Genomic DNA, 15,418 nt, shown 5'->3' on the forward strand with positions numbered 1-15,418 from the left:
GTGAATTATGTTGGCAAAACTAATCCAAGGGATCAGGATACAACTTCACCCAGTTTTTCAGCGAGCAATTCAAAAGCAGTCTTGATTGCTTCTTTGGGGATGCGGGCGTAATTGTCGCCGATGCTGACTTCGAAGTAGCAATTTGTTTCATCGACTTCTCGCAAATAATGCGTAAAACCAATGCCGGTCTGCTCATAAACCGATAGCAGGACGGGTTCCAGCGTTGCTTTCGGCAGACGGATATGCACGTGAAACATGTTGGAGACGGGCACCGCCGGTCGGGTGGTCACGCCTGGACATTGCTGATAGTAGTTGGCCAACTCCCTGGCTTCAGCGTAATATTGCGCAAATTTGTCACGCCGCAAGTCAAAGTAATAATTCGCGGACAGGAAATAGGGATAAAGGCTGATTAAATCCCCGCCATGCCGGCGTTTCCAGACTTTGGATGTTTCGGTAAAAGCTTTCTCGCCCGCCAGAATGGCGCCGGCGATGCCGCCGATTCCTTTGTAAAAAGAGACATAGACGCTGTCAAACAACTGGCAGATTTCTGCAGCTGTTTTTTGATAGAACGGGAGAATCTCGAAAAGGCGGGCTCCATCGAGATGCAGCTTGATTCCACGCTGCCGGCAATAGGCGGAAATTTCCTCAAGTTCGGAAAAGGCGGGCAGTTGACCGCCAATTTCGCGCTGCGGCAATTCTAGCAGCAGACAAGCGACCTCTTCGGGCATGTTTTGCACATCATCCAGTCGGATTAAGCGGTCCCGATTTGCCAGCAGAATCGGCTGGATGCCGTGCAACTCTTTCAAACCGTCTTCCTCGTGGATTTCCAAATGAGAGAGCGGATGATAGGCCACCTTTTTCAACCCGCGTTGGTCGCACCAGATCCGCAGAGCGATTTGTTGCGCCATAGTTCCGCTAGGAAAAAAGACAGCCGATTCTTTGCCGAGAAAAGCGGCGATTTTGTCTTGGAAATTTTCAATCAGCTCTCCCGCCCCGTACTGATCGCTGTCCAGCTGTCCATCCATTTCTTCAAATGCCTGTTTCAATACTTGCACATTTCTTTTTCCGTGTCCGCCCAATTGATAGGCCGTCGCATAATAGGCTTCTTGCAGTTTTTTTGGATTTGTCTCGTACATTGCTGAGCCTTCCTTTCAGTTCCGGTGTATACAACCATTAGTCAAACTATACACCGAAACGGGCAAGCAAGACAGCAAAAAACTGCCGGATCGCCGGCCGCCTTTTTCAGCGAAGCTTGTTCCCGGCAGCCACCGTTATCCTTCCCGATCCAAGATCACCTCGTTGCGAGCGGTCGTCAGGAGGAAGCGGTTCGCTCTATCGTTATTCAGTAATGGTTCAATGTTCCAGACAATGTCACCTGAGCCGCTGGACAAGCTTATCAAGAGGTTTTGTCCCGCCGGCACAAGGAAGCCGTCGGAAAACGAGTAGATGGCCTGTTTTTTGCCGAAAACGGTCAACTTGCAATTCGACAGGTCGATTGTTTGATTGGACAAATTGGTGATGATCAATCGTTTTTGCGCCAGTTGCAAGTCCATATACAGGCTTCCGCCAGGAATTGTACCAGCGTTGTTGCTGATTGGCGCCGGCGGACCGAGCAATCGGCTCAGTTGCGGATTTTGCGCCGGATCAGCCAAAGCGTCTTTCAGTTGATTATCCGTATTGCTCAAATTGTTTTTGGGCGAGCGGATGATTACTTTGCGCGCTGCCCCGTCCCATAGCAGATTGCCATCAAACGCGAGGGAAACCAGTTTAAGCGGTATGTACGTCATGCCGTCGCGGACAAACGGAGCCGGACTGACTTCGACCGTTTTGCCGTTGATGACGGCTGTTGCTTCTCCCAATTTATACACAAATTCATGATGTTCCATCAGTGCTCGGATTTCTTTCGTCGATGGAGAATAGTTCACATTTGCTCCAAATGTTTCCAATGCAGGACGGAGCGGGACGAAAGTAGTTCCCTTGATGATGGCAGCAGACACGGGCTGAATCACGCCGTCGATCGAAATGGCCGGTTGAGCGGACGGGTTTGGATTTGCCAACGCTGCTCCCGTTGTCCACATCCAGCATAAACAGAAAAGTATCAAGCCGTATTTTTTCATGCAAGTCTTCCTCCAAGTTATTGTCTCTTTATTTAGACGAACCGGTTGTAAGGAGTGTTTCGGTAAATGGACCGCTGCTGGCAAATAATCCGGATCGACCAACCGTTCGCTTTTGGGCGGACGGTTTCCCGGATAATGGCGTGATTGGCTCGAAGAAAGAGATTAAAATACGAACGATAATTAAATTTAATTTGTTATTGATCGGATTATCCGTTATAGTAGGAACGGTAGAGAAAGTAGCTGATAAAAATCAGAGAATAACGCGACAAAAAAACGCTAAAGGAGAAGAGAGAAAATGGAGTGGAAAGATTGGGTTGCGGCGTTTGGAGTTGTCTTGAACGGCCTGCCGCAAGGATTGCTGGCGTTGTCTCTTGGATTTGCTTCTGTTCCGACTGCTCTGGCTTTTTTGATCGGCGCTGTTGGGAATGCGTTGACCGGTTCCGTAGCGGTTGTTTCCTATCAGGCGGAAACGATTGCTTTGGCTGGAACGATGGGGAAAAACTTTCGTGATCGGCTCTCGATGATTTTCGTCGGGGGTGTCATTATGACCATTATCGGTTTATTCGGGTTACTGGAAAGAATTGTCGACTTTATCGGTCCTGTCATTACGAGCGGGATGATGGCCGGTGTGGGAATTATGCTGACCCGGGTCTCCTGGGATATGGTGCGGAGCAATCTGTCGGTCGGATTGGTTTCGGTGGCATCTGCCCTGTTCACGTACTTTCTAAGCAAAGATCTCGTTTATACGATTACGGTATCCGTGTTGCTTTCGAGTCTGCTTTCGATCGTGCTGAAACAAGGAAATGCCATTCAGCCGCTGGAGCATGACCGATTTGTTTTGCAAAAAATTACACTGTCGCCGAGTATTTTGCGTGGAGCGTTGGCGATGGTTTGCCTGAATATTGGCGCCAACATCGCGTTTGGTCGCATCAATGGGGATATTGCGCAAACGGAAGTCAATATTGATACGCTCAGTGTGATCAGCAGTGTGGCGGATATGGTTTCTTCCCTGTTTGGCGGAGCGCCGGTTGAAGCAATCATTTCTGCAACCAGCAGTGCTCCGCATCCGGTTGCATCCGGTGTGCTGATGATGGTGTTGATGGCGGCGATTCTTTTTGCAGGACTGTTGCCAAAAATCGGCCGGTTCATCCCGAGTCAATCGATTTCCGGCTTTTTGTTTGTTTTGGGCGCGATCGTAACGGTGCCGGGCAATGCCGCATCTGCTTTGGCAGGCGAGGATGCCAGTTCCGGTTTTATCGGCGGGATGACAATGGCCGTGACGGCGATCTCTGATCCGTTTTTCGGCATGCTCGCCGGTTTGGTCATGCGAGCAATGATCAGTTTGTTCGGGATTTGACAGGAGGGATACGCATGGAAAAAACATACACGCTTGAAGTAGCGGGGGTAACTCGGCATTTGCCGATTGTACAGGTAGCGGACGATTTAAGCATCGCCAGCTTTGTGATATTGGGCGATACTGAACTGGTTACGGCAGCGGCGCCGTTGCTCGCCGAACGATTGCCGCAGGTGGACGTGCTGGTCACCGCTGAAGCGAAAGGCATCCCGCTGGTGCATGAGCTTTCCCGCCTGCTCGGATTTAAGAAATATTACGTGGCGCGGAAAAGTTTGAAGCCGTATATGGAACAGCCTTTAATCAACGAAGTGGTGTCGATTACGACCCAGAAAAAACAGCTGCTCTGTCTCGACGGAGCAGACGCGAAGGAAATCGCCGGCAAACGGGTCGCCATCATCGATGACGTGATCAGTACCGGAAAATCACTGCAAGCGATTGAAGATTTGGTCGTGCAAGCGGGGGGCAACGTTGTTGCACGGGCTGCGATTTTGGCGGAAGGCAGCGCCGCCGAACGCACCGATATTGTCTTTTTGCAAAAGCTGCCGCTGTTTCCGCACAATTGATTCAATTAAAGAGATGGGCCGCTCGTTCAAGCGAGCGGCCCTTTTTTATAAGCGCATCCCAATATTTCCAGTTTAAAATCTTGCTTCGCGGGTATAGAGAGGTTGTATCCCTAATGAAAAAAGCAAGGAGATAGATCGTATGACACAACCTCAACCATCTTTGCCGAGCACGTTGCAAAAGCTGTTAGATATTGCTCCTGTATTAAAAGAATTGTTTTACGATGATGACATCATGTTTGCCATCGCGGATACGGAAAAGTTCCTTTATTATTCCCGTTCCAAAAGTCTGGATGCGGGTGTTAAGGTGGGGGACCGTTACTATGAGCATGACGTATTGGGGCGAATTTCCCGCTCGAAAAAACGGGAAGTGATGGTTTCTCCGCCGGAGTACGGCCCGCCGTTTCGTTCGCTGGGCGTACCCGTCTTTGAAGGGAACACCTGGGTCGGCATGCTGATCCTCGGCATCAGTTTGCATAAAGAATTTGAGATGCTGAATGTGGTGAATGCGTTGGAAAAGATCAGCGGACAGGTGCAACAGCATTCCCACGCGCTGCTCGCCCAAACCGAGGAGCTTTCCGCCTCCGTCGAGGAGATTGTCGGCAATGCCAAAACGGTCACGGACAAATCGAAAGAGATTGATGGAGTTGTTTCCTTTATTAAAGGAGTGTCCCAGCAATCCAATCTGTTAGGCTTAAACGCCGCCATAGAAGCGGCGAGAGCGGGAGAACACGGGAAAACATTTTCCGTCGTCGCCAGCGAGATCAGAAAACTGGCCGTTAATTCGCATGAGGCCTCCGTGCGGATCGAAAGCTCATTGGGAGGGATCGGCACAGGAATTGAGAGCATCTCCGTCCGGTTGGGTGAAATTTCCCAGGCGGTTCAGGAGCAGGCGACGGATTCGGAAAATTTCATCCGGATCATCGAAGAATTGGATACAATCAGTACGAAACTCAATGCCTACGTCGCCATGTTAACGACGACGGAAAAATAACCGGGATATAACAGAACGCAGACACACAAAAAATCTGCTGGACTGCTTTTTTACAGACAAACCGGGTTGGCGTTTTGAGCCAAGCGGATCGCAGCGTAACCACATGAAAAACTGAGCGGCGGCGCCACTCTTGGCGCTGCCCCCGCCCGGGGCGGGGGAGAAGCTGAACGGAAGCGTCAGCGCTCGTTCGGACGAGGGCCATGATAGCCTCGTTCACCATAAGGCTGCAGTCGATCCAGCCATTTTTGCTCAAGCTTTTTCAACTCGTCTGGCAGGTCGTAAAATCCGGTTTCTTTTGGTTTAAGTTTCTCCAACACTTCGATCGTAAAAGCTTCCTCGCCAAAATCGTTCCATTCCTGCTGCAGCGCTTTGTTCATATGATTGCCCATATTTAATGTAAACCGTTTTCCGTTGATTGTTTTCAGATTCGGCGTGCTGACGATCAGAACCTTCTGATTGATTGTGTTTTTGATTTGGTAGACGCCGGCTTCTGTCTTTGTTTCTTTATACTGTTGCTTCAATTCTTTTTTACGTTCCATGTCTGCATCAGCCTCTCCGCTAAATTTTGCGCCAATATTGGCTGCCATCAGGTTTGCGGTCCAAAAAACCGTATTCGATCAAGTACCTTCTGATCGTGACATAATCGGCATAAATCGGTTGAAGGATCTCGTTCACGTCTTTTTCATGGTAAATTTGTCCGCTTTGAAAATGTTTCACAATTTCCCGCAATACCGCCAGCTTTTGTTTTTCTTTTGGCGGAAAAGACTTCAACGGGCCATCGGTCCCTTCGGGAAAAAACTTTTGCAAAATCCGCTGGTTTTCGTCCTCCGTAATGTTGTAACGGTCATCGACCATTCGCGCGGTTTGGTGCAGGTTGATAAAGCTGGGAGCGTATTGATCCTTTTCTTTCAACAGTTCCATCAGCGCCAAAAACACCTTGGCCTGCCGCTCTTTTTCCTTCAGCACGAACCGATGGTTGCGGATGGTGGAAGCACTGCCGATGTTTAATTCTGCTTGAACTTCCTTGTCCGTTTTCCCTTGATAAAACAGGTGCAGCAGGGCGCTTTGATGATCCGTCAGTCCTGTCAGTTTTTTATCCAACCGGATCAGATAGTCAAAAACGGAGCCGTGGCTGGTTTCAATATGTCTGCGCATATAGCGTTCGGCTTCGAACAGAAGGCCATCCTCCGGATAGATGATGCCTCGCTCCGTTTCCGTTCCGCAAAGCAGACAGAAAAAGCGCCCCTTATCTTCGATAAACCCTCGCTTCAGCTCCTCCAAAGAGGCGTTCCAAAATTGCTCCGACAGTTCCAAATTCAAACACATCCTAATTTCGTTTGGTTTTAATATAGACATATTATAAATTTGTTTGTTATTTGTCAAATGGTTTTGTTTTGGTTCATAACGGTTTGAGGTAGGCACTCATGCCCGCGTCTGTCTTGATGAGTTGGCCGAACCAACACAGCAGGGGAAAAGAACGCTGCTGCGCTGTTGCCGCTTAATGACAGGAAAGCAAAAAAGACCGCATCTCGCCTGTTTCAGCGAAGTGCGGTCTTTTCTTTGCCAAAATCGTTCAAGTCCTCGCGAATCCTCTCTGTCAAAAATGCTTCCGGGTTTTGTTGATCCCGTCTTCAGACTGCAAGATTCGTAATCGGCATCGCATGCCCGCCCCTTAGTCGGCAGACATTTGTGGTTCCGTCAAGTCCAGGGACAGCCGGACCATATCCCGGCATCTCAGACCATTTTCATAGATCGGTTCCGCATAGTGCCGGACGAAATAGTCCCGGTCTACCCCGGTGATGCGAAATCCGCACTTTTGGTACAGGGCGAGCTGACCGATGCTTGAATTGCCGGTTCCGAGCTCGATGGTGGCAAAACCAAGCCGTTTGGCGGTTTGAACCGCATGGGCGACCAACTGTTTGCCCAGTCCGTGTCCTTGATGCGCTTCGGCAACGGCCACATTAACCAGTTCCACCGTATACGGGCGGGTGGGGAGCAAGACATAAACGCCGACGATCTGTTCGTTCGCTTCAGCGACGTAGCAGTCGCCTCGCTGCAAATAATCGGTGATGTGGCGGGGGGAGGGATCTGCTAGCACGAGCAACTCCAGCGGGGCAGCTTCCTCCGTTTTCAATTTGCGGATCTTCATCGCGTTCACCCTCCCAACAGCATTCCTGCCGATTTCACTTTGGTTTCATTCTACACGAAATTTGCTCAACTTATCACGCAATTCCGCGGCCATCATATTCAGTGTTTGCGCAGAGGAGGTAATCTCCTCCATCGAAGCGAGCTGTTCTTCCGTGGCTGCCGCGACTTCTTGCGTATTGTGGTTCGCTTCGTCCGTGATGCGGGCGATTTCGCTAAAGGAGGAGGTCACTTGCTGGGTCCCGGCAGCCATTTCTTCGGAAATAGCGGCCATTTCTCTGATTTGATCCGTGACATCCTGTGCGGATTTGACGATCTCATAAAAATGGCTGTCTGTCTCCCGCACCGCGTGCAGACCGTCTTCAACCTGTTCTTTCACATGCCGCATGGCTTCCAGGGAACGAACCATGTCTTGCTGGATTTGCTCGATTAACTGGGCGATTTTGCTGGAAGATACTTGCGACTCTTCGGCCAGCTTGCGGACCTCATCGGCGACTACGGCAAAGCCCCGGCCGTGCTCTCCGGCGCGTGCCGCCTCAATTGCGGCATTCAAGGCAAGCAGGTTGGTTTGTCCGGCAATTCCGGTAATCACTTCGGAAATTTCGCCAATTTCCGTCGAGCGCTCTTCCAATAGCCGGATCAACTGATCCGTATCTGTCACGGCTGCATGGATCGATTGCATCCGGGATACGGTTTTCTCTACCGCTTCCCCGCCATTTGTCGCTTTTTGGATCGTATAGCCGGAAGCCTCCGCGATCGAAGCGGACGAATCGGCGATTTGCTGCACGCCGCGGGACAACTCGTCCAAATGGATGACGCTGGTGTTTACTCCGACGCTTTGCTGGGCAGCCCCTTCCGATACGTGTTGCATCGATATGGTGATTTGTTCGGTTGTCTTGCTCAACTGCTCGGCATTGGCCGTGAATTCCCCGGCCGATTCGGCGACATAATCGGCTGCCACATGGACTTGTCCAATAAACTCTTTCAAGCTTTCTTTCATATGATTGATATGCTGGGCCAGTTGTCCCAGTTCATCTTTACGCCGTAAAGCCAGATTGTTTCCGGTCAAGTCGCCCTCGGCAATTTTTTTGACTTGTTCAGAGACGACCCGGATCGGACGGCTGATGCTGCGGGCGATCAGCCAAGCGACGATAATAATCAGCAGCGCAGCAACAATAGCGATCCAGATTGCCATCATTTTCATCGCGACAGTAGCGCTGAGGATCGCTTGCTGCGGAACGTGCAGATAAACGCTGAATCCGTTGATTTCCAAGGGAGCGTAGGCGACAACAGCCGTTTCCCCATGATCATCGATAACGGCGGAACCGGATGCTTTGCTTCCCGTTTCCATCAGCGAGACCATGTCTGGCGCGAAGCCAGCCTCGGTCGTTTTTTTGCCGATCAGCTCCTGATTCGGGTGGTATTGGATGACTCCAAGATTGTCGACGAGAATCGGATACATGCCATTGCTGTTTACCGTCTTCGCGCTGAGGAACTTGTCGATCAACGTATCGATTTGCACGGAGGCGGACAGGACACCGTGAACTTGGCCGTCTTGTCCCAAGACAGGGGTAGCAATCGGGGTGATCCGCTTGCCGGTTCCTTTGGAAACGATTACATCCGAGAAGGACGCTTGCCCCTGCATGCCCTTCTTGAAGTAATCGCGATCAGCCAAATTCATCACATTGATGCTTTCTTTGCGAGTATGCGCTCTTACAATCCCGTGTTCATCGGTGAACAACACGGCTTCGTACGCCTGGCTTTGCTCTTTGAGTGTGTTTACCAGCCTGATTTGCTGTTGCGGATCAAGCGAGCGCATATTGTCCGTTTTGGCAGCCAGCTGCAATTCCGCTTGTCTGATTTCCAGCCATTGCTGCATCGATTGAGCCGTATTCTCCGCCAAAACCTGCATCGATGTTTGTTCATTTTCCATAATTTCCGCGGTGCTTTGCTGATACATAATAGTTGTGGCGACTCCCATTGGCACCAAACCGATGATTAATAGCCAAATGATCAGTTTCCCGTTGATCGTTTGCAGCGATGGAAGTTTAAATGATTTCATTTTCATGCGGACTCCTCCAGGCTGATTCGGCTGCATGTAAACCGTAATCAGAAACAGTTTTAGGAAAATTAAATATAGGACAATCACATACTAGCACAAAAATGCCAATAGGAGACAAAAAATGACAAAAATTTTTTTTATTGACTGTTGCTCACAATCGTTCAAATGGCCATCACAAAACTTGTGTTGAAAGCGCATTCATAACGGTCAACAGTTGACTATGATGATAGTAAGCGAAGGGAGGGAGCGCAATGCAGTTAGACGATCAAAGCTATCAGTTATTAAAAGAAATCCTTATCTCCCCGGTCATCACTGTAAAAGACTTGCAGGAACGCTATGGCCTAACCCGCAGCCAGATCCATTATCGATTGCAAAAAATAACGGACTGGCTGGCTTTTCATCAGCTCCCGCCCGTTCGAAAAAGCCGAACTGCCGGAATCATTGTTGATCCTGCGGCAAGAGACCTGGTTTCCCGCCAGTTGCCAACAGTCTTTGGCCAGCAATCCATTTTGACGGAACCGGAACGGATCACCTTTCTTCTGCTCATGCTGCTCAGTCGAAACGAAGAGTTGTCACTGCAGCACTTCGCCAGCGGACTCAAGGTTAGCCGAAATACGGTACTCGCCGATTTAAAAAGGCTAAACAAAACGGGGCAGAAATATCAACTTTCGCTGCAGTATACACGACGAAACGGTTATACGCTGCTCGGCGAGGAATGGACTAAGCGGATGCTGCTGATTGAGTTGGTCCAAAAAGCGTTGAAAATTGCCAATGGGGAAGAGTGGCTATTGGCGGTGACGGGACTGTCAAAAGCGGAAGTCAAGCGAATGCGCAGCCGTTTTGAAATTGTGGAAAAACGTTTGAAAATCCGTTTCACCGACGAAAAACTAATGGAACTTCCCCTGACCTTCCTGCTGTTGTTGCGGAGAATCAAACGGGGAAAGCAGATCGAGCTTCCCGCTCAAACTTTTGCCGAGGTATCCCGGACCAAAGAATATCAAGCCGTGGATTCGCTTTTCTGGGATCTTGCGCCGCTTTCCGAGCAGGACCGGCTGTTTCTCACTTTGCAGCTGCTGTCATCCAGCCTCTCTTTTCTTGAAGTAAGCCTGGACGGAAACGATCAATTGCAGCAAGCGATCGAGGAGATGGTTACGACTTTTGAAAAATTGGCTTGTGTAACGTTTCAACAGCGCTCTACTTTTCTCGAAAAACTATACCAGCATGTCAAGCCGGCGGTTTATCGGATCGTCCACGCCCTGCCTGTGGAAAATCCGCTGTTGCTCCAGATTAAAAAGGAACATGGGGATGTCTACCATCTCGTCCAGAAAAGCATGGAACCGCTGGCCGCTATTGCGAAACGACCATTTCCCGAAGAGGAGATCGCGTATTTGACCATCTTGATCGCGGGCTGGCTGCAAAAGCAAGGAGAAAAACTATCTTCACGACTGAAAGCAATCGTCGTTTGCCCCAACGGCATTTCCGTTTCCAAGCTATTGTTGGAAACATTGCGCGAGATGTTTCCCGAGTTTGTTTTTCTCGATCATATCCCGGTCAGGGAGTTTGCCTCCTTCCCGCTTGAGTTTGAGCTGGTGTTTTCCACTGTTCCGCTGCGAACGGAAAAAAAGTTGTTTTTGATCAAGCCGCTTTTCTCCGCTTTGGAAAAAAGACAGCTAAAGATGCGGGTCTATCAGGAAATTTACGGCTGTCTGCCGCCGGAAATCGATTACGACGGGCTGCTGCAAGTGATCGAACAACATGCTGAAGTAAAAAATGCCGAGCGTCTGAAACAGTCGCTGCGAAGCTACCTGGGAGCGGGCGGGTCTCCTGCCAGTCCGACGTTCAAAGCAAAACCAAACTTGGCCGATTTGTTGACAGAAGAAACGATCGTTTTCCAGGAAAAGGTTTCTGTCTGGCATGAAGCGATTCGCCTGGCATCTTTGCCGCTGCTCGCGTCGAATTCTATCGAACCCCGTTATGTGGAGATGATGATCCGCAAATTTGACCGCAGCCAACCGTATATCGTCATCGCCCCACGCGTAGCGATCCCGCATGCCTCACCGGAAGACGGGGTAAATCGGTTGACGATGAGTTTGCTTCGCTTGAGCGAAGGGGTTGAATTTGCCGACGGCTTGCCGGTAAATCTGGTCATCGTGCTGGCTGCGATCGATCGGAAAACGCACTTGACCGCTTTGCTGCAATTGAATGAGTTGGTCGCCGATCAGGAGAACGTTTCCAGGTGTATCGCAGCGACGAATAAGCGGGAACTTCTGCAAATGATCCGGGAATATTCCCGAGAGGAAGTTTGCGGGTGAGCGAATGGGGGAGCGTTCAAACGATTGCTCGTAAATGGCAGCGATCAGATTGGTTTTTGAAAGAGAAAGGGGAAAGCAGATGAGTGTGAGAGAAAAGGAACTGTTTCCACGATTGTTTACGCCGGAACTGACCTTTCTGAACTTTGTGTGCAAAAATTCGACGGACTTTTTTGAAAAAATCACGGACATTTTGCTGGAAAAAGGTTATGTCAAAGAGAGTTTCCGACAAGCGATTCAGGAACGGGAACGATGCTATCCGACCGGATTGCGAACGGCTCCTTATCATGTGGCGATCCCGCATACCGACCCGGAGACGATCCGCAAACCGTTCATCGCGGTTATCCGCCCGCAAACGGCTCTGCAGTTTTATGAAATGGGCACGAACGAGGAAACCGTTGAGGCCCGACTGTTATTTCTGCTGGGTTTGAACCGTTCCGAAGCGCAAGTGCCTCTGCTGCAAATTATGATGGAAATGTTCGCCGATCAGCAGATGATGGAGAGGTTGTTGCAAGAAACGAGCGAACAACGCTTGCTGAATGTGTTGCATCAATACGTTGTGGGGAGGAGTCTGTCATGAAAAAAGTGATTGTGGCTTGTGGATCAGGTGTAGCAACATCGCAGACGGTAGCATCGAAAGTGAAAAAGCTGCTCGATCAAAAGGGGATTCAGGCACAAGTGGAAGCAGTCGATATCAAATCTTTGGACACTTTTATCAAAGATTGCGCCGTCTACATCGCCATTACCAAACCGGCCAAACAATACCCGGTGCCTGTCTGCAACGGAATTGCCTTTTTGACGGGAGTCGGGATGGAGAACGAACTGCAGAAGGTGATTGAAGCATTACGTTCTTAAAGGGAGGAATGCGATTTGGCAACGTTACAATCTTGGATCGAGTTTATTCTTGCCTTGGGAGCACCTGTCTTTGTGCCGTTCATTATGATTGTCGTCGGGCTGTTCGCTCGCATGAAGCTGAAAGAAGCGGTCAGTGCGGCGCTTACCCTCGGCGTTGCCTTTATCGGGATGAATATCGTGGTCGGTTTTATGATGGATTCAATGGGGCCGGCCGCGAGAAGCTTTGCCCAAAATACGGGGATTCAACTCAATATCATTGACGGCGGCTGGACGTCTCTCGCTACGTTGGCCTGGGCCTGGCCGCTGGCGTTCTTCATGTTTCCGCTTCAGCTTGGCCTCAACATACTGATGCTGATTACCAAGCAAACGAACACCTTAAATGTTGATTTGTGGAACGTCTGGGGCAAAATTTTGACCGCCGTGCTGGTGTTGGGGGTATCCGGCAGCATCCCGCTGGCGTTTATCGTTGCCGGCCTGCAAGTGATATTGGAACTTAAGCTGGGAGATGTCAACCAAAAGCACATTTATCGGCTGACGCAAATTCCCGGCGTCACCTCGACTCACAGCATGACCCTGTTCGGCATTATCTTGTATCCACTTAACAGATTATTTGATTATATTCCCGGATTAAACAAACACATTGATGCCAATTGGTTAAAAGAGAAAATCGGCGTTTTTGCCGAAAATCATGTCATGGGGTTCATTATCGGCGGATTATTGGGGCTGTTTGCTTCCTACAGTTTGCAAGAGACTTTGCTGCTCGGTGTTCAAGCGGCGGCTTCGCTGACGCTGTTTCCGATGGTGGCCAAACTGTTCATGCAAGCGTTGGCTCCGTTGTCTGATGCGGTATCCGAATTTATGCGGCGAAGATTTTCCGGAAGAGAATTGCATATCGGTCTGGACTGGCCGATCATGGCCGGCTGCAATGAAATCTGGGTAACGGCGATTGTTTTGGTGCCAGTCACGCTGCTGTTGGCTGCGGTGCTTCCGGGCAATAATATTTTGCCATTCGCCGGGATCATCAACCTTTCCTTGGCCGTCCCCGCGCTGATTGTTACGGGGGGAAATCTATTGCGGATGATATTGCTTGGCCTTGTCACCACACCCGTTTTTCTCTATATCGCCACGTATTTTGCGCCCATCATTACAAATCTCGCCCGGCAAACCAATGCGTTGGATGTCCCGGCCGGACAGATGATTTCCTGGAGCACCTTGGAGTATCCCGTCTATCGGTATATTTTCACCCAAGTCGCCGCCGGCAGTTTGCTCGGCATCGTTGGGGCGATTGTCTGGCTGGGGTTGTTTTCCTGGTATGTGAAAGACATGAAAAAGCGGGCGCAGGCAATGGCCGATGACCAGCTTTGATTGATCAGATTGTCTCCGAAAATACAGGCATGGCTGACCAACACATGAAGGAAGGGAAGCAGTCGTGATTTATACCGTTACCTTAAATCCGGCAATCGACCTGATTATCCGTCTTGAGGGAATTATGACCAGGAAAAAGAACAACAGGATTTTCCAGAAGACACAAGATATTGGCGGCAAAGCCACGCATGTCTCGGTTGTGCTGTCTACGCTCGGAGTGCCCAACATCGCCACCGGATTTATCGGCGCGGACAATCAGGAAATTTTGCTCACGCTGCTGGCGGAAAAAGGGGTGCGCTGCCAGTTTGTTTCCCAGCCCTCCAGCGCCACGCGAACCAGCATCATCTTGTTGGATCAGTCGGGGGAGGGCAGCTATATGTTGACCGAACCCGGTTTTCAGGCAGCGCCTGAAACGATGCAGCGATTGCTGCAATTTCTGCAAAACAACGTCCAGGAAGGAGATTGGGTTGTGTTCTCCGGTTCCCCGCCGCAAGCTTTTTCCGTGAGCGATTATGCCGCCTTGCTGGAGTCGGTCAGCCAAAGGCGGGGACGATTGGTCGTCGACGTAAGCGGAGCGTATTTGCGGGAGGCGCTTCGCGTTCAACCGTTCATGATCAAACCGAATGAATTTGAGCTGGAACAACTGCTGGGAAGACGCCTCAGGCACACTCGGGAGATCGTTTGGGAGGTTGAGCGGCTGATGAAACAAGGCATCCGCTTGGTGATTGTATCCATGGGAAAAAACGGCAGCATGGTCGGTTATGACAAGGCGGTTTACAAGATCACACCTCCGATGGTTGAGGAAGTGAATGACACAGGCTGTGGCGATGTGTTTGTCGGGGGGGTCATAGCGAAGCTTTATCAAAACAGCACGCTGGAAGAAGCGATTCGTTTTGCCACGGCGCTCAGCGCCACCAAAGCGGCGCAAAAAGGAAGTTCCGATTTTTCGTTGGAATTGGCGGAAAGCTGGCAATCAGCGGTCCGTATTGAACAGATTGGGGGGGTAGACCGATGAAGTTTGCCGAGGAACGCAAAGATTTATGCGAAGTCACACAAATGATGTTTGATCGGTTTAACACCAATGCGGCAGGCGGGAATATCAGCGTAAAGGTAACGGATGAATACCTGATCATGACGCCGACGCTCATGTCGCAAGCCAAATTTTGCCGGCTGAAACCGGAAGAAATCCTGGTTGTGACCAAAACGGGAGAGAAGGTCGAGGGGGAAGGAAACCTGACCCGTGAGATTAACATGCATCTGGCTGTGTATGAGACTCTTCCCCAGGCAGGGGCGGTGATTCATGCCCATCCGAGGGAATCGATGGTTTTTGCCTCATTGGGGATGCCGCTTCCGCATTATTGTGAAGCGACGCAAAAACTGGGGGAAGTGATTACGCTGCCGTTTGCGCCGGCAACAAGCCAGCAATTGGCCGACACGGTGAAAGCTTACTTGAACAAACGGCAACACGATTTGCCCATCGCCACCTTGTTGCGTGAACATGGGATTCTCGTCATCGACCAGAGCTTGCGCAAAGCGTACGATATGTTGGAGCGGATCGAGTACAACGCCTATGTGGCGATACATGCCAAGCTGTTTGAGGCGCTCGGCCTGTGGAAAGCGAACAGCACACAACTGTCTTACAATATGGAGGAGTAGC

General features: G+C 50.3%; 15 protein-coding genes. 9 read left to right on the forward strand and 6 right to left on the reverse strand.

All coding sequences use genetic code 11. The features are described from left to right. Positions 1 to 32: 32 nt before the first annotated feature. Both JOD01_RS03590 and JOD01_RS03595 read right to left on the reverse strand, forming a co-directional pair. Entirely contained in the window at positions 33 to 1,136 is a 1,104-nt protein-coding gene (locus JOD01_RS03590; protein WP_204516877.1) for a threonine aldolase family protein, read from the reverse strand. Positions 1,137 to 1,271: 135 nt separating this feature from the next. Further along, on the reverse strand, positions 1,272 to 2,117 hold the full coding sequence (locus JOD01_RS03595; protein ID WP_204516878.1) for a stalk domain-containing protein: 846 nt from the start codon (positions 2,115 to 2,117) through the stop codon (positions 1,272 to 1,274). 295 nt (positions 2,118 to 2,412) lie between these two features. On the opposite strand from JOD01_RS03595, the gene JOD01_RS03600 reads away from it, so the two are divergent. From JOD01_RS03600 to JOD01_RS03610, 3 genes are all read left to right on the forward strand, one after another. Then, entirely contained in the window at positions 2,413 to 3,474 is a 1,062-nt protein-coding gene (locus JOD01_RS03600; RefSeq protein ID WP_204516879.1) for a solute carrier family 23 protein, read from the forward strand. A gap of 14 nt (positions 3,475 to 3,488) precedes the next feature. After that, the gene (locus tag JOD01_RS03605; RefSeq protein ID WP_204516880.1) at positions 3,489 to 4,034 is read left to right on the forward strand and encodes a phosphoribosyltransferase family protein; all 546 of its coding nucleotides are present in this window, start codon (positions 3,489 to 3,491) and stop codon (positions 4,032 to 4,034) included. A 139-nt stretch (positions 4,035 to 4,173) separates the two neighbouring features. Next, positions 4,174 to 5,025 (forward strand): methyl-accepting chemotaxis protein, encoded by an 852-nt coding sequence (locus JOD01_RS03610; RefSeq protein ID WP_204516881.1) that lies wholly within the window; start codon positions 4,174 to 4,176, stop codon positions 5,023 to 5,025. A gap of 176 nt (positions 5,026 to 5,201) precedes the next feature. On the opposite strand, the gene JOD01_RS03615 is transcribed toward JOD01_RS03610, so the two are convergent. The 4 genes from JOD01_RS03615 to JOD01_RS03630 all read right to left on the reverse strand — a co-directional run bounded on the left by JOD01_RS03615 (position 5,202) and on the right by JOD01_RS03630 (position 9,238). Then, entirely contained in the window at positions 5,202 to 5,564 is a 363-nt protein-coding gene (locus JOD01_RS03615; protein WP_204516882.1) for a GIY-YIG nuclease family protein, read from the reverse strand. A gap of 19 nt (positions 5,565 to 5,583) precedes the next feature. Next, positions 5,584 to 6,339, reverse strand: coding sequence for a DUF2087 domain-containing protein (locus JOD01_RS03620; protein ID WP_204516883.1), 756 nt, complete (start codon positions 6,337 to 6,339; stop codon positions 5,584 to 5,586). Positions 6,340 to 6,697: 358 nt separating this feature from the next. Continuing rightward, positions 6,698 to 7,174 carry a GNAT family N-acetyltransferase gene (locus JOD01_RS03625; RefSeq protein ID WP_204516884.1) on the reverse strand — a complete coding sequence of 159 codons (477 nt, stop codon included), beginning with the start codon at positions 7,172 to 7,174 and terminating at the stop codon, positions 6,698 to 6,700. A 45-nt stretch (positions 7,175 to 7,219) separates the two neighbouring features. Next, positions 7,220 to 9,238: a methyl-accepting chemotaxis protein gene (locus JOD01_RS03630; protein WP_204516885.1), complete on the reverse strand. Its 2,019-nt coding sequence runs from the start codon at positions 9,236 to 9,238 to the stop codon at positions 7,220 to 7,222. 245 nt (positions 9,239 to 9,483) lie between these two features. On the opposite strand from JOD01_RS03630, the gene JOD01_RS03635 reads away from it, so the two are divergent. From JOD01_RS03635 to JOD01_RS03660, 6 genes are all read left to right on the forward strand, one after another. Continuing rightward, positions 9,484 to 11,544 (forward strand): BglG family transcription antiterminator, encoded by a 2,061-nt coding sequence (locus tag JOD01_RS03635; RefSeq protein WP_204516886.1) that lies wholly within the window; start codon positions 9,484 to 9,486, stop codon positions 11,542 to 11,544. A 79-nt stretch (positions 11,545 to 11,623) separates the two neighbouring features. Beyond that, positions 11,624 to 12,121 carry a PTS sugar transporter subunit IIA gene (locus JOD01_RS03640; protein WP_204516887.1) on the forward strand — a complete coding sequence of 166 codons (498 nt, stop codon included), beginning with the start codon at positions 11,624 to 11,626 and terminating at the stop codon, positions 12,119 to 12,121. Then, a complete protein-coding gene (locus JOD01_RS03645; protein ID WP_204516888.1) occupies positions 12,118 to 12,396 on the forward strand; it encodes a PTS sugar transporter subunit IIB in 279 nt (92 codons plus the stop codon). The genes JOD01_RS03640 and JOD01_RS03645 overlap by 4 nt, the downstream gene beginning before the upstream one ends. A 15-nt stretch (positions 12,397 to 12,411) precedes the next feature. Beyond that, positions 12,412 to 13,761 carry a PTS galactitol transporter subunit IIC gene (locus JOD01_RS03650; protein WP_204516889.1) on the forward strand — a complete coding sequence of 450 codons (1,350 nt, stop codon included), beginning with the start codon at positions 12,412 to 12,414 and terminating at the stop codon, positions 13,759 to 13,761. A gap of 64 nt (positions 13,762 to 13,825) precedes the next feature. Beyond that, entirely contained in the window at positions 13,826 to 14,776 is a 951-nt protein-coding gene (locus JOD01_RS03655) for a 1-phosphofructokinase family hexose kinase (protein WP_204516890.1), read from the forward strand. Next, a complete protein-coding gene (locus tag JOD01_RS03660; protein WP_204516891.1) occupies positions 14,773 to 15,417 on the forward strand; it encodes a class II aldolase/adducin family protein in 645 nt (214 codons plus the stop codon). Before JOD01_RS03655 ends, JOD01_RS03660 begins: the two co-directional genes overlap by 4 nt. Position 15,418: the final 1 nt, after the last annotated feature.

Source organism: Brevibacillus fulvus, assembly GCF_016908525.1.
Classification (GTDB): Bacteria; Bacillota; Bacilli; order Brevibacillales; family Brevibacillaceae; genus Brevibacillus_G; species Brevibacillus_G fulvus.